We start from the raw sequence: 22,470 nt of genomic DNA on the forward strand, positions 1-22,470 counted from the left end.
AGGGTCGTGACGACGATGACGGAAGCGTCCGTACGCGAGTTCAAGATGCCGGACGTCGGCGAGGGACTCACCGAGGCCGAGATCCTCAAGTGGTACGTCCAGCCGGGTGACACGGTCACCGACGGGCAGGTGGTGTGCGAGGTCGAGACCGCCAAGGCGGCCGTCGAACTCCCCATCCCCTACGACGGCGTGGTCCGCGCCCTGCACTTCCCCGAGGGCACCACGGTGGACGTGGGCACGTCCATCATCGCGGTGGACGTGGCGGGCGGCACGGCGGCACCGGTGGCGGAACAGCCCGCGGCCGAGCCCGCTCAGCCGGCCGAGGAGGAGCCGAAGCCGCAGGGCCGCCAGCCGGTCCTCGTCGGCTACGGCGTGGCGACCTCCTCCACCAAGCGCCGCCCCCGCAAGGGCCCGGAGGTCACCGTCCCGGCCCCCGCCCAGGCGATCCAGTCCGAGCTGAACGGCCACGCGCCGGCCACCGAGAAGCCCCGCCCGCTGGCCAAGCCGCCGGTGCGCAAGCTGGCCAAGGACCTCGGCGTCGACCTGCACACGGTCACCCCGTCCGGCCCCGACGGCATCATCACCCGCGACGACGTCCACGCGGCGGCCACGCCGAAGGCGGCTGAGCCGGTGGCGGCTCCGGTCGCTTCGGCCCCCGCCGTGACGCCGGCGCCGGTCGCCTCGTACGACGGCGCACGCGAGACCCGCATCCCCGTGAAGGGGGTCCGCAAGGCCACGGCGGCGGCGATGGTCGGCTCGGCGTTCACGGCTCCGCACGTCACGGAGTTCGTGACGGTCGACGTGACCCGCACGATGAAGCTGGTCGAGGAACTCAAGCAGGACAAGGAGATGCAGGGCCTGCGGGTCAATCCGCTCCTGCTGATCGCCAAGGCCCTGCTGGTCGCGATCAAGCGGAACCCGGAGATCAACGCGTCCTGGGACGAGGCGGCCCAGGAGATCGTGCTCAAGCACTACGTCAACCTGGGCATCGCGGCAGCCACCCCGCGCGGCCTGATCGTGCCGAACATCAAGGACGCGCACGACAAGACGCTCCCCCAACTGGCCTCCGCACTCGGCGAGCTGGTGGCGACGGCGAGGGAGGGCAAGACCTCGCCCGCGGCCATGCAGGGCGGCACGGTGACGATCACCAACGTCGGTGTCTTCGGCGTCGACACCGGCACGCCGATCCTCAACCCCGGCGAGTCGGCGATCCTCGCGGTCGGCGCGATCAAGCTCCAGCCGTGGGTCCACAAGGGCAAGGTGAAGCCGCGTCAGGTGACCACGCTGGCGCTGAGCTTCGACCACCGCCTGGTCGACGGAGAGCTGGGCTCGAAGGTGCTGGCGGATGTGGCGGCGATTCTGGAGCAGCCGAAGAGGTTGATCACCTGGGCGTGACGGTCCGGCACCAGTAGCATTGGAAAGCACGAGGGAGCGGCCGCAACATTCATGTTGCGGCCGCTCCCTCCTCTTCCAGGTTCGGCTTTCAGGCCTGATGCCGGCTGCGATCCCGATATTCACGATTGAGGATGAAGCCTGCCGGAAACGGCAGACAGCGGGCCTGGATCCGCACAGAACCAGTGGCCCCCGGTGCTCCAGCCCAGCAGGCGGCGGCCCGTGCCGGCGTCGGCCGGGTCGCCGGCCATGGCCTGGCGGAGCCCGGTGAGGGCAGGGGCGAGGCGGCCGGCGATGTGCCCCGGGCGACGAGTGCTGTCCTCGGTCAGGCGGTCCAGGACGCGCAGCTGTTCCCGTGGGGCGCACATCGACAGGTGGAACACCATCTGGCGCCAGGCGTAGGCGACGTCCTTGATGGTGCCGAGCGGTCGCGGGTTGTGGTGTACGCGCCCGGTCAGGAGGCACACGGTGTCGAAGCAGCGCAGCGCCAGCTCGTCCCAGCCGGCGCCGGGCCGGATACCGACCCGGTGGACGAGCGTGGCCAGGTTGTGCGTGGTGAGGATCTGCGCCTGCTCGATCACCGTGCCGTTCTGCGCGACCCAGGAGCCCGACGTCCCCGTGCCCGGTGCGAACCGCGCGGCCCGCTCCCGGCACAGCGTGGCGAACCCGGGCGACGTACGCGCCCCGTGGGACCGCAGGGCCGCATCCCCCGCCTCGACGACGGCGAGGTTGCGCACCGCCCGGTAGTCAATGGCGTAGTACCGCTCGTACAGCGAGCCGCCGCCGAGGAGTTCGGCCGCGATCCGCGCGGCCGTCAGGAACTTGGGGGTGAAGGTGCCCATGAAGATGTCCGCCGCGAGCTCCTCGACGAAGGGCGCCCCCAGTTCGGCCTGGCGGGAGAGCACGGACAGTTCGCGGATCAGCGGGTTGGGCAGAATCGTGCCGGGGAAGGCCCGCACCGCGAGCCCGCCCAGTTCCCGCAGCGCGCCGGCCGCCACCTCCTCCGCCCCCGCGTCGGCACGCTGGGCGGCGATGGCCCGCACCCACGGCAGCTCCTCCACCCTCACCTGCCGCTGGAGGTTGAGCAGCAGCAGGGAGCGGCGGTTACGGAACGCGCGGTACTGCGCGGCGGCCAGCGTGCGCAGGGCCGGGTCGGGGTGCGCCGCGGCGGTGGTGGCGGCGACGAGCTGGGGGACCAGCTCGGCCAGGACTTCCGCCGAGGGGACGACGCCGCGCTCCACGAGCGTGCCCACGGGTGCACTGAGCGCCGCCTCGACGGGCCGGCGTACGGCGGGAGGTATCGCCGCTCCCGCGGGCACCCCGGTCGCGCGGGCCTCCTCGGCGCTCACCGGCGCGATGAGCGGCGGGGTGTCGGTCACCCCGCCGTCCTGCGGGAGAGCGGACAGCCGTCCCAGCACCACGCGGGCCAGCGCGTGGTGTGAGGGCAGCGCGGCCTGGACGGCCTGCTCACGGCGCAGCGCGATGTGCTCCGCGGAGCCGGGCCGGCCGCGCCGCCGGACCATGGCGGCGACGGCGTGCCGCAGCAGTCCGAGCCGCCGTGGCCGCAGTTCCCTCCCGGCGACGGTCTCCTCCAGCGCACCGCGCAGGATCCCGAGGTTCTCCTTCGGCTTGCGGTGCTTGGTGCAGTGGACGTGGCACCGGGCCAGATCGCGGTAACGGCGCAGCAGCTCGGCGGAGCGAGCATGCCACGCGCGGTCTTCGGCGGGGCCGGGTACACGGACGTACCCCTCCTCGTCCGTCACCTCCAGCCAGTGCAGCAGCAGTTCGTCGCCGAAGGGCTGCCAGACGGCGAGGGCCTCGCGCTGGGTCTCGACGGCCGTGCTGGGCCGCCGGCGCGCGAGTGCCGCGGAGGCGTCGGCGACGGTGGAGCGGTGCACAGCGTCGGGGCGGGGCGCGGGCCGCTCGGCCGGCCGCGGGCTGAACCGCAGCCGGTCCGCGAACGGTGCGAGCTCCTCCACCAGGTCCAGGGCGGCGTCCGGCTCCCCGGCCCGTACCAGCCAGGCCACGGTGAGCAGGGCGGCCTCCTCGGGGACGGTCACCTCGTAACGACCGCTGTCCAAAAGGCCGTAGAGGTCGGCGAGCCCCTGCTCGGACAGGTAGTAACCGAACAGCGCGCGCCGCTCCTCCGGCACACCGGCCCGGCGCGCTGCCGTGACCTCGAAGTCGAGCAGGGGGCCGCCCGCGCTCGGCTCACCGGTGGCGAAGCCGCCCCGGACGACTTCCGGGGTGACCCATGCGGGCAGTCCGGCGACGGGTGTGCGGGAACCGATCGCCAGCAGGCCGTTCGCCATGCCCTCCAGGACCGCACGCCACCGGCGGCTGCGTTCCTCGCCGCGTCGGCGGGTCGCCGGGTCCGGGTGTGCGGCGGCCGTACGCAACGCGGCGGCCAGCTGACCGGCCGCGTATCCGGGGTTCGCCTGGGCGAAATGCTGCTGCTCAGCGTCGTCGTTCATAGCCGACGTGGCGGGTTCCGCCCCCGCGCCCTCCGGGTCCCGAGCCCGGTGCTCTGCTGCTGAGCTACACGTCGATGGACTGACGGTAGAAGGCGGGGCTGCGTCCGTACAAACGTGTTTTCCTTCCAGGGCAAGCAGCTCATCGACGAGCCAGTGGTGGATGAGCTCTTCGCGGTGACGACCTGTTGGGTGGCCCACTGGGCGGATTCACGGTTGGGGGGCGTCAGATCAGTAGGTGTTGAATCGCCAGAAGACGCCGACCTCCGCCGACGAGACGACAATGAGCCCGAGGTCCGACATGTAGTCGGTGACTCCGAAGCCACCGGTGACGGAATGGAAGAAGTCCACATTCCGGTCGCCGCTTGCATTTCCCGCCGTGGTATAGAAAGTGCCGCCAGGTGAATACCGGCTCAGCAGCGTACGGGCATCGGTGAGCAACGCCTCCCTGCGGGCCCGGAAGTCTGGGATGTTCTTCGCCTGGAACCACTCGTCCGTCATCGCCACGAGCAACTGTGCGGCCGGCTCGAATGCCACCTCGTGAAGAACTTCTCCCATCCTGCTTTCGGTGGTGATGACGAACGGAAAACAACGTCCCCGTTGCGGATCCGCCGCGTTTTCCTCCGCGTCCCGGTCCAGCCTGACCCAGCCGCGCGGGTCATCACAGGAGCGGGCCATGACGGCCAGGGCGTCGGTGCGCCAGTCGGCGTGGTCGTGCGGGCCCGTGGCCACGAAGGCGTACTCGTCCTCGAACAGGCGCAGTGCCGCCGCTTCCCATTCTTGCTGCGTGGGTGGGTACATCACGGGAATTCCGGTCGATGTTGTGCTGGGTCAGTTCTTGTGCTTTTTTCGGCGTGCGAAGGTCGTGTTTGTCGGGGGTGTGCCCGGCGTCGTGCCACTCCATGCTCGCCAGATTCGAATGCGTACGGCGCCCTTGGCCGCCCCGCGGTGGAAATGCCGGTACGCCGTCGCCGCCGGGCCACGCAAGTGGGGGCAGATCCTGGGACGACACACGAAGGCCGGCGCCCCGGTTCGCTGGGCCGCTTGCAAGCGAGTGTCCCAACTGCCGTAGCTTTACGGCATGGTAACGGGGGAGAAGACCACAGCCAGGCACGCGAAACCCAAGGCTGAAGCGGGGGTGGGGCGGGCCTCTGTGCTCATGGCCGGCGGTACCGTCGTATCGCGGGCCAGTGGGCTGGTCCGGACGGTGCTGCAGGGGCCGCGCTCGGGACCGGGCTGCTGGCCACCACGTACAACACCGCCAACACCGTGCCGACCAGCCTGTACACCCTGCTGATCGGCGGTGCGCTGAACGCCGTGCTGGTGCCGCAGCTGGTGCGGGCCCGGGCCACGCACGCCGATGGCGGGCGGGCGTACGAGCAGCGGCTGGTGACCCTCGTCGTCAGCGTGCTGGCCGTCGGGACCCTGCTCGCCGTGTGGGCGGCGCCGGAGATCGTGAGCCTGTACCTGAGGGATACGCCGAAGGGGCACGCGGCGTTCCGGCTGACCGTCGTCTTCGCACGGTTCCTGCTGCCGCAGATCTTCTTCTACGGGCTCTTCGCCATCCTCGGCCAAGTGCTCAACGCGCGTGAGAAGTTCGGCGCGATGATGTGGACGCCCGTCCTCAACAACGTCGTTCTCGTCACGATGTTCGGCGTCTATCTCGGGATGATGGCCCTGCCCCACTCCCTCGCCGACGTCACCGACAACCAGGTCCGCTGGCTCGGGGTCGGTACCACGGCCGGGATCGCCGTACAGGCCCTCGCGCTGATCCCCTTCGCGCGGGCCGCGGGCTTCCGGTTCCGGCCCCGGTTCGACTGGCGGGGCGCCGGACTCGGTTCCGGGGTGCACGCGGCCAAGTGGACACTGCTGTTCGTGCTGGCCAACCTGGTCGGGCTCACCGTCGTCACCAACTACGCCACCGCCGCCGACACGCGGCTGCCGAACGCGGGCATCGGCTACACGGCGTACAGCACCGCGCAGACCATCTGGATGCTGCCCCAGTCCATCGTCACCGTCTCCCTGGTCACGGCGCTGCTGCCGCGTATGAGCAAGGCGGCGGCCGAGGGGCGGATCGGTGACCTGCGGTCCGATCTGTCCCGGGCGCTGCGGGTCAGCGGAGTGGTGATCGTCCCGGCGGCCTTCCTCTTCACCGCGCTCGGGCCGGACATCGCCACCCTCCTGTTCGCCCATGGTGCCGCCGATCCCGCTACCGCCGCGCCGCTCGGCCATATGCTCCAGGCCTTCGGGCCAGGGCTGATCCCGTTCTCCGCGCAGTACCTGTTGCTGCGCGGCTTCTACGCCTTCGAGGACACCCGTACGCCCTTCTTCATGGCCGTATGGACGCAGGTGGTGAACATCGGGCTGGCCACCGCCTGCCACCTGCTGCTGCCGGTGCGGTGGGCGGTCACCGGTATGGCCGGCGCCTACACCGTCTCCTACGTCGCCGGTCTCGTCCTCACCGCCCGTCTGCTGGCCCGCCGCACCGGCGGCCGGCTCGACGACGGCACCCTGCGCGGCACCTACGCCAAGCTGCTGTGCGCCGGAGGCGGGGGCGCCGTCGCGGGCTGGGCGGCGGCGCGGGGGTGCGACGGTGTACTCGGGCACGGGACGGCGGGGGCGGTGCTGACGACCGTCGCCGGCACGCTCGCACTTGGTCTCGCCTATCTGGTGGTGGGCAGAGCGCTGAAGATCGGCGAGCTTCGGCGGATGCCCGGTCTTCGCTGACATGCGGGGCCTCGACGCCGGGCGCTGTGCGCGACCCTGAGGCGGTGTCAGGGGTTGATCGGGGTGGGGTGGGGGACGTCACGGATAGTGGCGAAGCGGACGGGGCGGCACGCTGGTGACATGACGAAATCCGCTGTCGCCCGCCCCGGTTCCTCTTCCGCCCGCCGTGTCGCCGCCGTTGCGGGTGCCGCCGTCCTCGCCGGTACGGCGGCGGTGTGCGCTCCGGGTGTCGCCTACTCCGCGCCGCTTGCCACCGCCGCGACGGCGACCGATTACAGTGACTGCCCGCCGCTGCCCGAGGGTGTCGACCCGGGCCGGTGGAGATGCGAAGTGCACACGGCCGCCCCGCGACTGACCCTCGGCAGCGTCACGGTGAAACTCGGCACGATCACCATGACGCACGCCGAAGGCCCGATGCCGGACGGCAGCAAGGGGCAGGTATGGGGCGCGATGCACAGCTCCGCCACCGCCATACCGGGAGGACTGACAGGCAGCCCTGCGGGCGATCGCGCTGCCGTCCTGGGACTGGCGGTACAGCCGGAGTACGGGGGCCGGTTCGACGCCTACACCGGACAGTTCAGCCTCCGCTTCCGGCTTCTCGGCCCGCTGCTGCCGCACAGCTGCGTCATCGGGGCGGATGCCCCCGTCGACTTCCAGCTGAAGCGGTCGGGTCCCTCCAAGTGGGTCTCCCAGGATCCCCCGGTGATCGAGTTCTCGGCGTACGACGACACGTTCGCGGCTCCGGCCGCCGGACACTGCGGGCCGCTCACCGCACCCCTCAACCGACGACTCGGCCTGCCGGCCGCCACGGGGAACCTGCTGTCGTACGACGCCTCATACACCTTCAAGACCTACGACCAGCTCCCGGCCAAGGGCGACGACAAGGAGCGGAAAGGAGGGAACTTTCGCGCTGACCCGCACTCCTGACCCGGCGACGCGGGCCGACGGGTGGCCGCACCGGCCCGAGAGGGGCCATGGCTGGCACCGCACACCGAGCTCCGCTGTCGGACGAGGAGCCCGCCGAGCACCGTCGGCGGCTCCATGACCAGGGCGTCCGCGTCCTGCGTGCCGCCCGGACCAGCGGTGCTGCCGTGTCCCGGGGCACCGCCCGGCCGCCGTTCTCGCCCCGGCCGCCCATGTCCCCCATCCCCGGAAGGCACGTGCCCGGCTCAGGCTCGCTGTCGCAGCGCGTTCAGCAGGGCCGCGCCCCGCTCGGCGTCGTCCACGCTCACCGCGAAGTCCGTACGGCCGCCCCGGGGGCGTACGACGAGACAGTCGCCGGCGCGGAGCATCACCGTCGTGCCGAGGCCGCTGAGGCGGTAGCCCCAGCCGCCGACCTGGGACGGCAGCCGGTACTCGGCCCGGGCGGACTCGATGGCGGCCGGGGACCAGTGGCGGGCGGGCCAGCCGAGCGGGCCGAACGACACCTCCAGGCCCGCTTCCGACACCTTCGCCTGGACCGAGGAGAAGGCGGCACCGGTGAGCGCGGTGACGCAGCAGCACCCGCACACCAGCCACAGGGTGGTGGGGTCGGCCAGGCCGACGGCCAGGGCCACCAGGGCGCCGGCGGCGATCAGGCCGGTCAGCGCGGACAGCAGCTGCAGCCAGGGGTTGGCCGCGCGGGAGAACCAGGCCAGCCGCTCGCCCTCCGGCAGGTCCAGTCCGGGAGCGGCGGGGACCGGCGCGGTGCCCCGCCGGGTGCTCCATCGCCAGGCCAGCACGCCGGCGACCGCTGTCGCCGCGAGGACCAGCACGATGTCCAGGGGCGTATCGCGGGCCTCGTGCCAGTCGGGGAGGTCGAGGTTCGCGCGGACGAGGGACGCCTGGGCGCCGACGAGCGCCGTCGCCGTGGGCGCCAGCGCTATCGCCCGCCAGGGGCGTGCGGTCGGCCGGGAGCGACGCCGGCGCACGCTCAGCGCGAGGGCGATGAGCAGCCAGAGTCCGGCCGGGAACAGGGAGACCGCCCACAGCGGCATCGAGTCGTCGGGGGTGGCGCTGCCGCCGCTCCAGTGGGTCGCCAGCCGGTCGGGCAGCCGGTCGTGCGCGGCCCAGGGCAGGCCGGCGAGCAGCGCCGCGACGGCCGCCGTGCACCCGGCCGCCCCCCAGCGGGTGGCGCGGCCCCGGCCGCCTTCGAGATCGTCCCCGTCCGTCATGTCGTCGTCCCCCGGATCATGTCGATGAGGTCGGTGCGGCTGTAGCCGAGCCGGGACGCCTCCGCGACCAGCTCCCGCACCCTGATCTGCAGTCCGGAACGCCGGGCGGCTCCCTCGGCCACGGTGATCCCCCGGCCCCGGCGGAACTCCAGCAGGCCCTCGTCCCGCAGTTCGCGCAGGCCGCGCAGGACGGTGTTGACGTTGATGTCCAGGGCCGTGGAGAGATCGCGGGCCGAGGGCAGCCTGTCGCCGGGGCGGCACTCGCCCTCGGCGACGGCCCGCCGGATCGCCGCCGCGACCTGCTCGTGCAGGGGGCGGGTGTCGGTCGTGTCCAGACGCAGCAGCATGGTGCCAATGACACTAGCACCATCGGCTTCATCTCGCATGGGGGGCAACACAACGGGCCCGCCGCTTCCGCGACGGGCCCGTCAGTGACTGGTGGCCGGTCAGCCCAGCCGGGCGAAGCTGTAGTTGAGGAGCTTCGTGGCGTCCGTCGCACGCTGCGCGTACGAGGTGGAGGCCAGGACCGTGCCGATGACCGTCTTGCCGTTGCGGGTGGCGGCGAAGACGAGGCAGGCACCCGCCTCGGGGCCGGAACCGGTCTTCACGCCGATGGTCCCGCCGTAGCTGGAGAGCAGCGTGTTGGTGTTGGTCCACGTGCCCATCGTGCGGGTGCTGCCCGTCTTGGTGATCGTCTTGGCCGTGTACGACTTGGTCTTGACGATCGTGCGGAACGTGGAGTTCTTCATCGCGCTGCTGGCGATCTTCGTCAGGTCGCGCGGCGTCGAGTAGTTGTTGCCGTTGCCGATGCCGTCGAAGGAATCGAAGTGAGTGTTCTTCAGGCCGAGGCTCTTCGCGGCCGCGTTCATCTTGCCGATGAAGTTGCTCACGCGCGCGGCGCGGGTGGAGCCGGAGCCGTAGGTGTCGGCGAGCGCGTAGGCGGCGTCGCAGCCGGACGGCAGCATCAGGCCGTACAGCAGCTGACGGACGGTGACCTTGTCGCCGACGATCAGGTGCGCCAGCGAGGCCTGGTTCTTCACCACGTAGTCGCTGTACGCCTGCTGGATCGTGACCTTTTTGTCGAGGTTCAGGTTCGACTGCGCGAGCACGACCTTGGCGGTCATGATCTTGGTGGTGGAGCCGGTGGAGCGCTTGTAGTCCGCCGCCTTGCCGTACAGCGTCGAACCGGTCGTGTTGTTCATCACATAGCCGCCCTTGGCCACGATCGAGGGCGTCGTGACGGCCTGAGCGGGCGCCGCGGTGAGGGCACCGGTCGCCAGTACTGCGCCGGAGGTGACGGCGACGGCGGCGGCTCTGCGGAGACGTGTGCTGCGTGTGCCCTTGATGCCGGTAATCAAAGTGAAATACCCCGATTGTCGTGAATGCCCCGGAAGTGCGGCCCGGTTGATGTGGCGGGAGCAAGGGGGCCGCACATGTGAGACACGTAAGTAGCACAGAACGTTGTGCCGTCGCTGCGCGCGATTTCCGTCACGTCCGGATGCTGGACGCCGCTGCCGCATGCGTACGTGTTGTATCTATCCTGTGGGCATGAAGACGGCCGTACAGCAGTCCGCACGCCGGCACGACAAGCCGCCGCCCGCCGCCGACCGCGTGTACGCCCACGTCAAACAGGGCGTCCTCGACCGTCGCTACGAGGGCGGGACCCTGCTCACCGAGGGCGAGCTGGCCGAGGCCGTCGGGGTCTCGCGCACACCCGTGCGGGAGGCGCTGCTGCGCCTGGAGGTCGAGGGCCTGATCCGGCTCTACCCGAAGAAGGGCGCCCTGGTGCTGCCCGTCTCCGCGCAGGAGATCGCCGACGTGGTGGAGACCCGCCAGCTGGTCGAGGAGCACGCCGCCCGCAAGGCCGTACCCGCCCCGCCCGGTCTGCTGGAGCGGCTGACCGAGCTGCTGGAGCTGCAGAAGGCACAGGCCGCCGCCGGGGACCTGGCCGCGGCCGCGGTGACCGACCGCTCCTTCCACGCCGAGATCGTGCGCAGCGGCGGCAACGAGATCCTGTCCCGGCTCTATGACCAGCTGCGCGACCGGCAGCTGCGGATGGGCGTCGCCGTCATGCACTCCCACCCCGACCGGATCGCCAAGACGCTCGCCGAGCACGAGGAGATCCTGGACGCGCTGCGCGCCGGGGACGCGGAGGCGGCCGTCGGTGTCGTGCACCGGCATGTGAGCTGGTTCTCGCACCTCGCCCGGGGTGAGGTGCGATGAGCAGCCCGTCGAGGAACGTCACTCTTCCGGGTGATCCGCCGGGCGGCCGGCGCGCCGTCACCGTGTGGTCCATAGGCGTGGCGGTCTACTTCGTCGCCGTCATCTTCCGTACGTCGCTGGGCGTGGCCGGCCTCGACGCGGCCGACCGCTTCCATGTGGGCGCCTCCGCCCTGTCGACGTTCTCCATCCTGCAGCTGCTGGTCTACGCCGGCATGCAGATACCCGTCGGCCTGCTGGTCGACCGGCTCGGCACCAAGAAGGTGCTGAGCATGGGGGCGATCCTCTTCACCGCCGGGCAGCTGGGCTTCGCCTTCTCGCCCTCCTACGGCACCGCCCTCGCCTCCCGCGCCCTGCTGGGCTGTGGTGACGCGATGACCTTCATCAGCGTGCTGCGGCTCGGCAGCCGCTGGTTCCCGGCCCGGCGCGGGCCGCTGGTCGCGCAGCTCGCCGGGCTGGTCGGCATGGCGGGCAACCTGGTCTCCACCCTGGTCCTCGCCCGGCTGCTGCACGGCCTCGGCTGGACCCCGGCGTTCGCCGGCAGCGCGTTCGCCGGGGTCGTCGTCCTCGTTCTGACGCTGTTGTTCCTGAAGGACCACCCCGACGGGCACGAGCCCGAGCCGTCGCCGCACCAGGGCGCGGCCTACGTCCGCCGGCAGATCGCCGCGGCCTGGCGGGAGCCCGGCACCCGCCTCGGGCTGTGGGTGCACTTCACCACCCAGTTCCCGGCGATGGTGTTCCTGCTGCTGTGGGGCCTGCCGTTCCTGGTCCAGGCGCAGGGGCTCAGCCGCGCCACGGCCGGTGAGCTGCTCACCCTGGTCGTGCTGTCCAACATGGCGATCGGGCTCGTCTACGGCCAGATCGTCGCCCGGCACCACGCGGCACGGCTGCCGCTGGCGCTGGGCACGGTCGGTACGACCGCGCTGCTGTGGGCGACGACGCTGCTGTATCCCGGTGCGCGCGCGCCCATGTGGCTGCTGGTCGCGCTGTGCGCGGTGCTGGGTGCCTGCGGGCCGGCCTCGATGATCGGGTTCGACTTCGCGCGGCCCGCCAACCCGCCCGAGCGACAGGGCACCGCGTCCGGCATCACCAACATGGGGGGATTCGTCGCCTCGATGACGACGCTCTTCGCGGTCGGTGTGCTGTTGGACGCCACCGGGGACGACTACGCCGTGGCGTTCAGCGCCGTGTTCGTGCTGCAGGCGCTCGGGGTGTCCCAGATCCTGCGGCTGCGCGGGCGGGCGGCCCGGCGGGAGCGGGAGCGGTTGGTCGCCAGCCGGGTGGAGACGGTCCACGTGCCCGCGTGAGCACCTGGTGCCGTGCCTGCAGGGCTACGGCGTCACGGCGAAGTTGCGCAGGATGGCCGCCGCCACGTCCTGGTCGCCCTCCGTCTTCACGCGGTCCGCCACCGCCTCCGGGGTGACCCGGCCGCAGGCGAGGCGGACGTAGGTCTCCCAGTCGAGGGTGAGGGTGGCGGCCGGGCCGAGGGCCGGGGTGGTTTCCAGGGTGCCGCGGCCCTGGATGTCGACGCGTATCGTGCGCAGGAACTCCACCGGGCCGTGTACGTCGAACACGATCGCCGAGCTGCGCGGCGCGTCCGCGTCCTTCGCGACGACCCTGGGCAGTGCCTCCAGCAGGACGTCCCGCACCACGTACGCGCCCGGCGAGTCCAGGTTGCCCGGCCGGCCGAGGGCCGTGCGCAGGTCCTGCTCGTGCACCCACACGTCGAACGCGCGGGTGCGGTAGGCCTGTTCCAGGGTGACCTCCGAGCCCAGCGGGCCGCGTACCGTGGTGCCGGGGTCGCGGTTCTCGTTGCGCAGCTGGCGGTTGCGGCGGATGGCCGTGTACTCCAGCTCGGCCGTCATCTCCGGCGCCGTGTGGTGGCGGCGGACGTCGACCTGCATCTCCATGTACCGCTGGTGCTCGGTGGTCACGTGGAAGAGGTCACGGGGGAGCGAGTGGATCGGGCGCGGGTCGCCGAGCATCTCGCAGTCCAGGCCGATCACATGGGACACGATGTCCCGCACCGACCAGCCCGGGCACGGGGTCCGCCGGTTCCACTCGCCTTCCGCGAGCGACTGGACCATCTCCGATATCGCGTCGATGGAGTGGGTCCAGGCGTCGGCGTAGGGCTGGAGGGTGGGATGCAGACTCACGGAACAGGACCCCTCGGCGGTCGGTACACGGGCAGGTTGTGGCGGCGTTGCCAGCGGGCGGCGGCTGCACTTCGGTGGGCGTCTGGGAGGCTAAGTTACGCTGCCCACACGCACCCCGGCAGTGCTTTCGTGTGACGATCGTAGGCCTGTGTGGACGACTCGAATGCCAGGACGGTGGTAGTGTGCGCGCCTCGCTGATCCAGATCGCTGTGAACGTGAACGAATCGGTCGACTCCCGGCGGCAGCGGGCGGCCGCGCTGGTGCGGGAGCAGGCCGGGTCCGACCTCGTGGTCCTGCCCGAGCTGTGGACCACCGGTGCCTTCGCCTACGAGGAGTTCGGCCGTGCGGCCGAGCCGCTCGAAGGGCCGACGTACGAGGTCATGGCCAAGGCGGCGAGCGACGCGGGCGTGTGGCTGCACGCGGGCTCCGTCCCCGAACGGGACCCGGACGGGCCTCTCTACAACACATCTCTCGTCTTCTCCCCCTCCGGTGAGCTGGCTGCCGCCTACCGCAAGATCCATCGCTTCGGTTTCGACAAGGGCGAGGCCGTGCTGATGGGCGCCGGGCGGGACCTGGTGACGGTCCGGCTGCCCGGGACCACGCTCGGCGTGGCCACCTGTTACGACCTCCGTTTCCCCGAACTCTTCCGCTCACTCGTCGACGCCGGCGCCGAGACCCTGGTGATCCCGGCGGGCTGGCCCGAGCGCCGGCGTGCGCACTGGACGCTGCTGGCTCAGGCGCGGGCGGTGGAGAACCAGGCGTTCGTGCTTGCCTGTGGAACGGCCGGGACCCATGCGGGAGTTCCGCAGGCGGGTCACTCGATCGTGGTGGATCCCTGGGGCGAGGTGCTGGCCGAGGCGGGGCCGGACGAGGAGGTCCTCACCGTCGACTTCGACCCGTCGAAGGTGGCGGCCACGCGCGAGCAGTTCCCCGCGCTGAAGGACCGGGTGCTCGGCCTGGATCCGCCGCGCCGCTGAGGACCGGCTCAGCGGGCCTTTCAGCAGACCTTTCGGCGGACGCTTCGGCGGGCCTTTCGGCGGACGCTTCCGCGGGCCTTCGGCCGGCTTCAGTCGTCCTCCCGCTCCTTCTGCGCCAGGTGGATCACACACACCGCCACCGCGATGAGCAGCGCCGGGTCGGCGTCCTCGCGCACGATGTCGACGCCGTAGGTGTCCCGCAGGTGCAGCCAGCGGCGGGAGACCACCGCGAGGAGTTCGCCGTCGTACTCGATGGCGAACTCGTGGTCGAGGATCCTGCCGCTGACGTCCAGCCCGGTGCCGTCGGCCAGGGACACCCGGTAGTGGTTGCGCAACAGGGACAGCCGTTTGCGCCTGATGGTGGCCAGGCCCTCGCCGTCCCGCTCGATCACCATGGTGTCGCGCAGCGCGAACATCTTCTGGTGGATGTCGACCAGGACGCGGCCCTGGGCGTCCTTCAGCTCGAAGGTGTCCCGCAGCCGCATGGCCTTGCCGTCGACGAGGAACACCTTCCGGCCGTGCTCGTCCTCGATCCAGTAGTCGTCACCGATGCCGAGGAGCCGGTCGCGTACGAGGAGTCTCATGCGGTGACCGTTCCCCGCCGCGGGTTGATCCTCACGGTCCCGCCGGCCCGAAACGCCTGCGGTACCCCGATGGGCTCAGCCCCGTCTCCCGGCGCAGCCGGGCCCGCAGATTGGCCGCCGTCCCCAGGCCGCTGCGGGCCGCGACGACGTCCAGGCGCTCCTCGCCCCGCTCGATCAGCCGGCAGGCCAGCGCCACCCGCTCCCCGGTGAGCCACGCCAACGGGGTCGTGCCCAGCTGGGCACGGAAGCGGCGGTGCAGCGTGGCGGGGCTGACGGCCGCGCGGGCCGCGAGGTCCGCCACCGTCAGCGGCTCACCCAGCCGTTCCTGCGCCCAGGCCAGCAGCGGGCCGAGCGACGCGTCGGGCACGTCGGGCACCGGACGCTCCACGAACTGCCGCTGACCGCCGTCCCGGTGGGCGGCGAAGACCAGGCGCCGCGAGACGTGGTTGGCGATCTCCGCGCCGTGGTCGCGGCGCACGATGTGCAGGCCCAGGTCGAGCGCCGAGGCGCTGCCGGAGGCGGTAAGGATGTCGCCGTCGTCCACGAAGAGCACGTCCGGCTCCAGGCGCGCCCGGGGGAAGCGGCTGCGGAAGGCCTCGGCCCACATCCAGTGACAGGCCGCCCGGCGCCCGTCCAGCAGCCCCGCCTCCGCGAGGGTGAACGCGCCCGAGCAGAAGCCGACGAGCCGGGCGCCACGCGCGTGTGCCCGGCGTACGACGTCCAGGACGCGTTCCGTGCGCGGTACCTCGGTGTCGGGACGGTTCGGCACGATCAGCGTGTCGGCGTCCTCGGCCGCCTCCAGACCGGCGACCCCGGTGAGCGTGAAGAAGCCGTCCCGCATCCGGGTCTCGGGCGTGGCGGAGCAGAGCCGGAAGTCGTACAGGTCCCGCCCCAGTTCGGGCCGCGGCAACCCGAAGACCTCGATGGCGCAGCTCATCTCGAAGGGGTTGGAGTTCTCGTCGACCACCAGCACGACGCGGTGAGAGGATCCTTGCGGCACATGCGATTCCTAGCACTCGTACGACGGCCCCGGCCACCCGCACGATGAACCCATGGAACCGATCTCCCTCCACCAGGCCCTCGCCTCCTTCACCGAGCAGTGGAGCCCCCGCATCGTCACCACCGTCAACGACTACGACGTGCGCGTGGCGAAGGTGGAGGGCGAACACCTCTGGCACGTCCACGACCACACCGACGAGTTCTTCCTGGTCCTCGACGGCGAACTGCGCATCGGCCTGCGCGAACCGGCCGGAGAGCGCACCGTCGTCCTGCCCAGGGGCTCGGTCTTCACCGTCCCGCGCGGCACCGAACACAAGCCGTCCGCGCGCGTGCCCACCTCGATCCTCGTCATCGAGCCCAGCGGCACCCTGACGGTCGGCGACCGGCACGAGGAGGTGCCGGACCACGTGGACGCGACCACCGGCCACGCCCTGTCCGGCGTGCATGAACCCGATCCGGTCGCTTGAGCGCGTGCGACGCGGTTCTCTGGCCCGCTCGTCGGGCGCCCCCCGACGAGCCGGACCTCACAGGCCGCTCGTCACGCCCGGGGTCACCTATGTCGAGGCGATGTCACTTGGGGACGATCCGGGGCTTCTGGAAGACCGAGTTGTCGATAACGATGTCTGCCTTCGGCAATGGGTCGACTTCCTGGAGATAGATCTGCTCGGCCACCAGATACCTGGTGCGGTGGATCGACTCAGCCTCGGATCCGGCCCGGTCCTGGTCACGCTCGGCGCCCCGCTGTACGGACAGCTCTGCCTCTACCTGCAGCCAGACCCGGAAGTCCCAGTACGCGTTGATCTCGGGCCGGAACGCGAAGACACCGTCCACGATCAGCACGGCGTCCGACGCGAGAGGCGTCGTCTCCCCCGAGTGGTCCCGCTGGGTCAGCGGATCGATGCTGCACAGCACACAGGATGTCGCCCCCGGTGACCGGCAGGGTTCCAGCAGCAGGCTCCTGACCCGGTCGTAGTCGTACGCGTTCCGGTAGTACCCCTCGCCGGACTCCCTGTCGTACAGGTGGCGGTCCTTCCACGGCTTCTTGAAATCGTCGAGCGTCGCGCGGAGCACCGGCCGTCCCGCAGCACTGATTCGCTCGGCCAGCTCATGGCCGAAGCTCGTCTTGCCGGCAGCGGTGAAGCCGTCGATCCCCACCAGTAGGCGCCCCTTACCGAGTTCCAGGACGCTGCGGGCCATTTCCCCGATCAACGTGCTTCGCTCGACGGAGGCTGCGGGGGGACAGGGTTGCCGCCAGGAAGAAGCCGAGTGATGCATGCCAGCCCGGGGTGATCTCATGGGGGAGAACCTATCGGCCGACCCTACGGCCGGGAACGTCTCCTACCTCGTCAATGGCAACCTTGAACCATGAACGATGCCGCCTCGGCGCCCACCCCCGCGCCCCGCCGCCGTGCCCGTGTCCGTGCCCCCGAGCTCATCGGCAAGGGCGGCTGGCTGAACACCGGAGGCAAAGAGCTGACCCTCGCCAACCTGCGAGGTAAGTGCGTTGTCATTGATTTCTGGACCTTCTGCTGCATCAACTGCCTGCACGTCCTGGACGAGCTGCGCGAGCTGGAGGAGAAGCACCGGGACACGGTGGTGGTGATCGGTGTGCACTCCCCGAAGTTCGTGCACGAGGCCGAGCACCAGGCGGTTGTGGACGCGGTGGAGCGGTACGGCGTGGAGCACCCGGTGCTGGACGACCCGGAGCTGGCCACCTGGAAGCAGTACGCGGTCCGCGCCTGGCCGACGCTGGTCGTGATCGACCCGGAGGGGTATGTGGTCGCCCAGCACGCGGGCGAGGGGCACGCACACGCCATCGAGCGGCTGGTCGAGGAGCTGGAGGCCGAACACGGGGCGAAGGGCACCCTGCGCCGCGGCGACGGCCCGTTCGTACCGCCGGAGCCCGAGCCGACGACGCTGCGCTTCCCGGGCGGGGCGCTGCTGCTGCCGTCGGGGAACTTCCTGGTCAGCGACACCACCCGGCACCAGCTGGTGGAACTGGCGGAGGACGCCGAGACCGTCGTACGGCGCATCGGCTCCGGCCTGCGCGGGCTGGCGGACGGCGGCCCCGACGCGGCCTCCTTCAACGAGCCGCAGGGTCTGGCCCTGCTGGACGACGGCAGTGTGGTCGTCGCCGACACCGTCAACCACGCCCTGCGCCGCCTCGACCTCGCCACCGGCGCGGTGACCACCCTGGCCGGCACCGGAAAGCAGTGGTGGCAGGGGTCCGCCACCTCCGGCCCGGCCCGCGAGGTCGACCTCTCGTCCCCCTGGGACGTGGCGGTCTTCGGCGGCATGGTGTGGATCGCCATGGCGGGCGTCCACCAGCTGTGGACGTACGACCCCGAGGCGGGCACGGTCGCCGTGGCGGCGGGCACCACCAACGAGGGCCTGGTCGACGGCCCCGCCGCGGAGGCCTGGTTCGCCCAGCCCTCCGGTCTCGCGGCCACCGCCGAACGGCTGTGGCTCGCCGACTCCGAGACCAGCGCCCTGCGCTGGGTGGATCGCGACGGACACGTCCACACGGCGGTCGGCACCGGCCTGTTCGACTTCGGCCACCGCGACGGCGCCGCCGGACAGGCGCTGCTCCAGCACCCGCTGGGCGTCACCGCCCTGCCGGACGGCTCGGTGGCGATCGCCGACACCTACAATCACGCGCTGCGCCGCTACGACCCGGCGACCGGCGAGGTCACCACGCTGGCCACGGACCTGCGCGAGCCCAGCGGCGCCGTGCTCGCCGGCGAGGACATCGTGGTCGTGGAGTCCGCCCGGCACCGCCTGACCCGGCTGCGGCTGCCCGAGGAGGCGGTACGGGTGGAGTCGGTCGCCCACCGCACCCAGCGCGCGGCGACCGAAGTCGCCCCGGGCACACTGCTGTTGGACGTCGTCTTCCAGCCGCCCGCAGGGCAGAAGCTCGACACCCGGTACGGCCCCTCCACCCGTCTGCTGGTCTCCTCGACCCCGCCCGAGCTGCTGCGCAAGGGCGCGGGCGCGGACCCGGACCTGTCCCGTGAGCTGGAGCTGAACCCGGCCGTCACGGAGGGCGTCCTGCACGTCGCGGCGATGGCCGCGAGCTGCGACGACGATCCGGCCAACGCGTACCCCGCCTGCCACGTCCACCAGCAGGACTGGGGTGTCCCGGTCCGCCTCACCGAAGGCGGGGCGCACCGCCTGCCGCTCGTCCTGGCGGGGATGGACGAGCAGGAGGCAGGGGCGGTCCTGTGATCAGGCGTCCGCGTCAGACGCCGTAGCCGTCGCTGTAGCCGTCGACGCGGTGGTGATGGCGGGGTTCCTCCTCCACCACCGGCGTCGGCGGCATCACGACCCGGCGGCGCCGCGCGATGCCGCTGAAGGTCGCCACGCCGATCAGTCCCACGGCCATCAGGATCAGGCCCACGACCGTGAGGTTGACGCCGTGCATGTGCCAGTCGGTCGCGAACGTGAGGATGGCCCCCACGGCGATGAGGATGATGCATCCTCCGAGCCCCATGAGAAGTCGCCTCCCCTTTCGGTTCCGGAATCTCCGGTGCCGTCCGGGTACCCGGGGCCGCCCCGGCTAGCCCTCCAGGAAGGCCACGAGGGCGTTCGCCAGCAGGAACGGGTCGTCCGCGCCGCACAGTTCGCGCACGCTGTGCATCGAGAGGATCGCCACGCCGATGTCGACCGTGCGGATGCCGTGCCGGGCCGCCGTGATCGGGCCGATGGTGGTGCCGCAGGGCATGGAGTTGTTGGAGACGAACGTCTGGAACGGCACGTTCGCCTTCTCGCAGGCGGCGGCGAAGACCGCACGGCCCGAACCGTCCGTGGCGTAGCGGTTGTTGACGTTGACCTTGAGGATGGGGCCGCCGTTGACCCGGGGGTGGTGCGTCGGGTCGTGCCGCTCGGCGTAGTTGGGGTGGACGGCGTGGCCCGTGTCGGAGGACAGGCACACCGTGCCGGCGAAGGCGCGGGCCCGGTCCTCGTACGAGCCGCCGCGCGCGAACACCGAGCGCTCCAGGACGGTTCCGAGCAGCGGGCCGTCCGCGCCGGTGTCCGACTGGGAGCCGTTCTCCTCGTGGTCGAAGGCGGCCAGCACGGGGATCCGGGTGAGCGGTGCGCCGGAGGTCGCGACGGCGGCCAGCGCGGCCGTGCCCGCGTGCACCGACAGCAGGTTGTCCATGCGCGGACCGGCGACCAGCTCCCGGTCCCGGCCGAGGTAGGCGGGGGCCTCCACCGGGTGCGTCATCAGGTCCCAGCCGGTGACCGAGCCGGCCGTGAGTCCCGCCTCCTGCTCCAGGAAGGCGATCAGATCGCCGTCGCGCACATCGTCGCCGAGTCCCCAGACCGGCTGCAGATGGCGCTGCTTGTCCAGCTTGAGGCCCTCGGAGCTGACCGAACGGTCCAGGTGGATGGCGAGCTGCGGCACCCGCAGCAGCGGACGGTCCACGTTGACCAGGACCGTGGAGCCGTCGCGCAGGCTGAGCCGGCCGGCCAGGCCCAGGTCGCGGTCCAGCCAGGAGTTCATCAGCGGCCCGCCGTAGATCTCGACGGCGACCTGGCGCCAGCCGTGCGCCAGGCTGTCCGGGCGCGGCTTGACCCTGAGGTTCGGGGAGTCGGTGTGCGCGCCGATGATGTGGAAGGGCGTGTGCGCCTCGGCGCCCTCGGGGACGTACCAGGCGACGATCGCGCCGCCGCGCAGCACGAACTTGCCGCCGCTCGACCCGTCCCAGGCGTCCGTCTCCGCGACCTGCCTGAAGCCCGCCTTCTCCAGCCGTTCGGCGGTGTTCGCCACGGCGTGGTACGGCGACGGGCTCGCCGCCAGGAAGGACATCAGGTCGTCGGTGTGGCCGCGGTCGAAGCGGGCTGGTGCGCTCATGGGTTCACCTTAACGACGTGCACGGGCCCGCTCCCGGGAAAGGGAGCGGGCCCGCACAGGGAATCCACGACGAGCTGCTAGAACGCGGCCTCGTCCAGCTCCATAAGGTCCAGCTCGACACCCGAGGCGACCTTGCGGGCCAGCGTGACGCCCGGCAGGACGTTCGCCGCGAAGAACTTCGCCGCGGCGATCTTGCCGGTGTAGAACGCCTGGTCCTTGGCGGAGGCCGTGGCCAGCTTCTCGGCGGCGATCGCGGCGCCCTTCAGCAGCAGGTAGCCGACGACGACGTCACCGGAGGCCATGAGCAGGCGGGTGGTGTTCAGGCCCACCTTGTAGATGTTCTTGGTGTCCTGCTCGGTGGCGGCGAGGTCGGTCAGCATCAGGCCGACGATCGCCTCCAGCTCCACGGCCGCCTTGGCCAGGTGCTCACGGGCGCCGGCCAGGTCCTCGCCGCCGGTGCCGAGCGCCAGGAACTTCTTGATGTCCTCGGCGAGGGAGTTCAGCGCGGCGCCCTGGTTGCGGACGATCTTCCGGAAGAAGAAGTCCTGGCCCTGGATCGCGGTGGTGCCCTCGTACAGGGTGTCGATCTTGGAGTCCCGGATGTACTGCTCGATCGGGTACTCCTGCAGGAAGCCGGAGCCGCCGAAGGTCTGCAGCGACTGGGCGAGCTGCTCGTAGCCCTTCTCGGAGCCGTAGCCCTTGACGATGGGCAGCAGCAGGTCGTTCAGCGCGTGCTCGGCGGAGGCGTCCTCGCCGGCGGCCTCCTTGAGCTGGATCGCGTCCTGGATGGAGGCGGTGTACAGCACCAGGGCCCGCATGCCCTCGGCGTACGCCTTCTGCGTCATCAGCGAGCGGCGCACGTCCGGGTGGTGGGTGATGGTGACCTTGGGCGCGGTCTTGTCCATGAACTGCGCGAGGTCCGGGCCCTGGACGCGCTCCTTGGCGTACTCCAGCGCGTTCAGGTAGCCGGTGGACAGCGTGGAGATCGCCTTCGTGCCGACCATCATGCGGGCGAACTCGATGATGCGGAACATCTGGCGGATGCCGTCGTGCTTGTCGCCGATCAGCCAGCCCTTGGCGGGGTGCTGGTCGCCGAAGGTCATCTCGCAGGTGTTGGAGGCCTTCAGGCCCATCTTGTGCTCGACGTTGGTGGCGTAGACGCCGTTGCGCTCGCCCAGCTCGCCGGTCTCGAAGTCGAAGTTGTACTTCGGGACGAGGAAGAGGGACAGGCCCTTGGTGCCGGGGCCGGCGCCCTCCGGCCGTGCGAGCACGTAGTGGAGGATGTTCTCGGACATGTCGTGCTCACCGGAGGTGATGAAGCGCTTCACGCCCTCGATGTGCCAGGAGCCGTCCTCCTGCTGGATCGCCTTGGTACGGCCGGCGCCCACGTCGGAGCCCGCGTCGGGCTCGGTGAGCACCATCGTGGAGCCCCACTGCTTCTCCACGGCGATCTTCGCTATGTGCTTCTGGACCTCGTTGCCCTCCTCGAAGAGGATGCCGGCGAACGCCGGGCCCGAGGAGTACATCCACACGGCCGGGTTGGCGCCCAGGATGAGCTCGGCGTAGGCCCAGATCAGGGAGCGCGGCGAGGTGGTGCCGCCGATCTCCTCGGGCAGGCCGAGCCGCCAGTACTCGGAGTCCATGAAGGCCTGGTAGCTCTTCTTGAAGGACGCCGGGACGGGCGCGGTGTTGGTCTCCGGGTCGAAGACGGGCGGGTTGCGGTCGGCGTCGGCGAAGGACTCGGCCAGCTCGTTCTCCGAGAGGCGGGTCATCTCCTCCAGGATGCTCTTGGCGGTGTCGACGTCCATCTCCTCGAACGGGCCGGTGCCGTACACCTTGTCGCGCCCCAGTACTTCGAAGAGGTTGAACTCGATGTCGCGGAGATTCGGCTTGTAGTGCCCCATGGCGACGGCTCCGTAGAGAGATCGGCGAGGCA

At 71.1% G+C, this 22,470-nt stretch carries 19 protein-coding genes, 1 tRNA gene and 1 pseudogene; 8 read left to right on the forward strand and 13 right to left on the reverse strand.

What is annotated here, in order from left to right:
* Positions 1 to 6: 6 nt before the first annotated feature.
* Entirely contained in the window at positions 7 to 1,395 is a 1,389-nt protein-coding gene (locus tag ABT171_RS11155; protein ID WP_351242181.1) for a dihydrolipoamide acetyltransferase family protein, read from the forward strand.
* 119 nt (positions 1,396 to 1,514) lie between these two features.
* Here the strand turns inward: ABT171_RS11155 and ABT171_RS11160 are convergent, their stop codons facing one another.
* The 3 genes from ABT171_RS11160 to ABT171_RS11170 all read right to left on the reverse strand — a co-directional run bounded on the left by ABT171_RS11160 (position 1,515) and on the right by ABT171_RS11170 (position 4,664).
* Positions 1,515 to 3,866, reverse strand: coding sequence for a serine/threonine-protein kinase (locus ABT171_RS11160; protein WP_351242183.1), 2,352 nt, complete (start codon positions 3,864 to 3,866; stop codon positions 1,515 to 1,517).
* Between the two features lie 2 nt (positions 3,867 to 3,868).
* A tRNA-Pro gene (locus ABT171_RS11165) sits at positions 3,869 to 3,940 on the reverse strand.
* A 154-nt stretch (positions 3,941 to 4,094) separates the two neighbouring features.
* Positions 4,095 to 4,664 (reverse strand): hypothetical protein, encoded by a 570-nt coding sequence (locus tag ABT171_RS11170; RefSeq protein WP_351242185.1) that lies wholly within the window; start codon positions 4,662 to 4,664, stop codon positions 4,095 to 4,097.
* A gap of 358 nt (positions 4,665 to 5,022) precedes the next feature.
* Here ABT171_RS11170 and murJ point away from each other — a divergent pair.
* A pseudogene (gene murJ / locus ABT171_RS11175) lies at positions 5,023 to 6,590 on the forward strand (murein biosynthesis integral membrane protein MurJ).
* A 120-nt stretch (positions 6,591 to 6,710) separates the two neighbouring features.
* Complete coding sequence (locus ABT171_RS11180) at positions 6,711 to 7,517, forward strand: hypothetical protein (protein ID WP_351242187.1); 807 nt, start codon at positions 6,711 to 6,713, stop codon at positions 7,515 to 7,517.
* 242 nt (positions 7,518 to 7,759) lie between these two features.
* Here ABT171_RS11180 and ABT171_RS11185 read toward each other — a convergent pair whose 3' ends face one another.
* The 3 genes from ABT171_RS11185 to ABT171_RS11195 form a co-directional block, all read right to left on the reverse strand.
* On the reverse strand, positions 7,760 to 8,743 hold the full coding sequence (locus ABT171_RS11185; RefSeq protein WP_351242189.1) for a DUF1648 domain-containing protein: 984 nt from the start codon (positions 8,741 to 8,743) through the stop codon (positions 7,760 to 7,762).
* Entirely contained in the window at positions 8,740 to 9,090 is a 351-nt protein-coding gene (locus ABT171_RS11190; RefSeq protein WP_351242191.1) for a GntR family transcriptional regulator, read from the reverse strand. The genes ABT171_RS11185 and ABT171_RS11190 overlap by 4 nt, the downstream gene beginning before the upstream one ends.
* A 99-nt stretch (positions 9,091 to 9,189) precedes the next feature.
* Entirely contained in the window at positions 9,190 to 10,101 is a 912-nt protein-coding gene (locus tag ABT171_RS11195) for a D-alanyl-D-alanine carboxypeptidase family protein (RefSeq protein ID WP_351242193.1), read from the reverse strand.
* A gap of 190 nt (positions 10,102 to 10,291) precedes the next feature.
* On the opposite strand from ABT171_RS11195, the gene ABT171_RS11200 reads away from it, so the two are divergent.
* On the forward strand, positions 10,292 to 10,966 hold the full coding sequence (locus ABT171_RS11200) for a GntR family transcriptional regulator (protein WP_351242195.1): 675 nt from the start codon (positions 10,292 to 10,294) through the stop codon (positions 10,964 to 10,966).
* On the forward strand, positions 10,963 to 12,270 hold the full coding sequence (locus ABT171_RS11205; protein WP_351242197.1) for an MFS transporter: 1,308 nt from the start codon (positions 10,963 to 10,965) through the stop codon (positions 12,268 to 12,270). The genes ABT171_RS11200 and ABT171_RS11205 overlap by 4 nt, the downstream gene beginning before the upstream one ends.
* Positions 12,271 to 12,294: 24 nt before the next feature.
* Here the strand turns inward: ABT171_RS11205 and ABT171_RS11210 are convergent, their stop codons facing one another.
* Positions 12,295 to 13,119: a maleylpyruvate isomerase family mycothiol-dependent enzyme gene (locus tag ABT171_RS11210; protein WP_351242199.1), complete on the reverse strand. Its 825-nt coding sequence runs from the start codon at positions 13,117 to 13,119 to the stop codon at positions 12,295 to 12,297.
* Between the two features lie 182 nt (positions 13,120 to 13,301).
* Between ABT171_RS11210 and ABT171_RS11215 the strand changes: the two genes are divergently transcribed.
* Positions 13,302 to 14,096: a carbon-nitrogen family hydrolase gene (locus ABT171_RS11215; protein ID WP_351242201.1), complete on the forward strand. Its 795-nt coding sequence runs from the start codon at positions 13,302 to 13,304 to the stop codon at positions 14,094 to 14,096.
* 89 nt (positions 14,097 to 14,185) lie between these two features.
* On the opposite strand, the gene ABT171_RS11220 is transcribed toward ABT171_RS11215, so the two are convergent.
* Both ABT171_RS11220 and ABT171_RS11225 read right to left on the reverse strand, forming a co-directional pair.
* On the reverse strand, positions 14,186 to 14,680 hold the full coding sequence (locus ABT171_RS11220; RefSeq protein WP_351242203.1) for an LURP-one-related/scramblase family protein: 495 nt from the start codon (positions 14,678 to 14,680) through the stop codon (positions 14,186 to 14,188).
* 31 nt (positions 14,681 to 14,711) lie between these two features.
* Complete coding sequence (locus tag ABT171_RS11225; RefSeq protein ID WP_351242205.1) at positions 14,712 to 15,680, reverse strand: GlxA family transcriptional regulator; 969 nt, start codon at positions 15,678 to 15,680, stop codon at positions 14,712 to 14,714.
* A 52-nt stretch (positions 15,681 to 15,732) separates the two neighbouring features.
* Between ABT171_RS11225 and ABT171_RS11230 the strand changes: the two genes are divergently transcribed.
* The gene (locus ABT171_RS11230) at positions 15,733 to 16,146 is read left to right on the forward strand and encodes a cupin domain-containing protein (RefSeq protein WP_351242207.1); all 414 of its coding nucleotides are present in this window, start codon (positions 15,733 to 15,735) and stop codon (positions 16,144 to 16,146) included.
* A gap of 103 nt (positions 16,147 to 16,249) precedes the next feature.
* Here ABT171_RS11230 and ABT171_RS11235 read toward each other — a convergent pair whose 3' ends face one another.
* Complete coding sequence (locus ABT171_RS11235; protein WP_351242209.1) at positions 16,250 to 16,876, reverse strand: nucleoside/nucleotide kinase family protein; 627 nt, start codon at positions 16,874 to 16,876, stop codon at positions 16,250 to 16,252.
* Between the two features lie 168 nt (positions 16,877 to 17,044).
* Here ABT171_RS11235 and ABT171_RS11240 point away from each other — a divergent pair, with 168 nt between their 5' ends.
* The gene (locus tag ABT171_RS11240) at positions 17,045 to 18,904 is read left to right on the forward strand and encodes an NHL domain-containing thioredoxin family protein (protein ID WP_351242211.1); all 1,860 of its coding nucleotides are present in this window, start codon (positions 17,045 to 17,047) and stop codon (positions 18,902 to 18,904) included.
* A gap of 13 nt (positions 18,905 to 18,917) precedes the next feature.
* On the opposite strand, the gene ABT171_RS11245 is transcribed toward ABT171_RS11240, so the two are convergent.
* From ABT171_RS11245 to ABT171_RS11255, 3 genes are all read right to left on the reverse strand, one after another.
* Positions 18,918 to 19,169 carry a DUF6458 family protein gene (locus ABT171_RS11245; RefSeq protein ID WP_351242213.1) on the reverse strand — a complete coding sequence of 84 codons (252 nt, stop codon included), beginning with the start codon at positions 19,167 to 19,169 and terminating at the stop codon, positions 18,918 to 18,920.
* Between the two features lie 66 nt (positions 19,170 to 19,235).
* Positions 19,236 to 20,534: a M18 family aminopeptidase gene (locus ABT171_RS11250; protein WP_351242215.1), complete on the reverse strand. Its 1,299-nt coding sequence runs from the start codon at positions 20,532 to 20,534 to the stop codon at positions 19,236 to 19,238.
* Positions 20,535 to 20,611: 77 nt separating this feature from the next.
* Positions 20,612 to 22,438 carry an acyl-CoA dehydrogenase gene (locus ABT171_RS11255; RefSeq protein ID WP_351242217.1) on the reverse strand — a complete coding sequence of 609 codons (1,827 nt, stop codon included), beginning with the start codon at positions 22,436 to 22,438 and terminating at the stop codon, positions 20,612 to 20,614.
* Positions 22,439 to 22,470 lie beyond the last annotated feature (32 nt).

Origin of the sequence: Streptomyces sp. NPDC001851 (assembly GCF_040297165.1) — a bacterium.
Lineage (GTDB): Bacteria > Actinomycetota > Actinomycetes > Streptomycetales > Streptomycetaceae > Streptomyces.

Coding starts and splice junctions, on each gene's coding strand:
- ABT171_RS11200 (WP_351242195.1), top strand. CDS start 10,292: ATGAAGACGGCCGTACAGCAGTCCGCACGCCGGCACGACAAGCCGCCG.
- ABT171_RS11220 (WP_351242203.1), bottom strand. CDS start 14,680: ATGAGACTCCTCGTACGCGACCGGCTCCTCGGCATCGGTGACGACTAC.
- ABT171_RS11170 (WP_351242185.1), bottom strand. CDS start 4,664: ATGTACCCACCCACGCAGCAAGAATGGGAAGCGGCGGCACTGCGCCTG.
- ABT171_RS11240 (WP_351242211.1), top strand. CDS start 17,045: ATGAACGATGCCGCCTCGGCGCCCACCCCCGCGCCCCGCCGCCGTGCC.
- ABT171_RS11190 (WP_351242191.1), bottom strand. CDS start 9,090: ATGCTGCTGCGTCTGGACACGACCGACACCCGCCCCCTGCACGAGCAG.
- ABT171_RS11245 (WP_351242213.1), bottom strand. CDS start 19,169: ATGGGGCTCGGAGGATGCATCATCCTCATCGCCGTGGGGGCCATCCTC.
- ABT171_RS11160 (WP_351242183.1), bottom strand. CDS start 3,866: ATGAACGACGACGCTGAGCAGCAGCATTTCGCCCAGGCGAACCCCGGA.
- ABT171_RS11255 (WP_351242217.1), bottom strand. CDS start 22,438: ATGGGGCACTACAAGCCGAATCTCCGCGACATCGAGTTCAACCTCTTC.
- ABT171_RS11230 (WP_351242207.1), top strand. CDS start 15,733: ATGGAACCGATCTCCCTCCACCAGGCCCTCGCCTCCTTCACCGAGCAG.
- ABT171_RS11180 (WP_351242187.1), top strand. CDS start 6,711: ATGACGAAATCCGCTGTCGCCCGCCCCGGTTCCTCTTCCGCCCGCCGT.
- ABT171_RS11250 (WP_351242215.1), bottom strand. CDS start 20,534: ATGAGCGCACCAGCCCGCTTCGACCGCGGCCACACCGACGACCTGATG.
- ABT171_RS11235 (WP_351242209.1), bottom strand. CDS start 16,876: ATGGCCCGCAGCGTCCTGGAACTCGGTAAGGGGCGCCTACTGGTGGGG.
- ABT171_RS11205 (WP_351242197.1), top strand. CDS start 10,963: ATGAGCAGCCCGTCGAGGAACGTCACTCTTCCGGGTGATCCGCCGGGC.
- ABT171_RS11185 (WP_351242189.1), bottom strand. CDS start 8,743: ATGACGGACGGGGACGATCTCGAAGGCGGCCGGGGCCGCGCCACCCGC.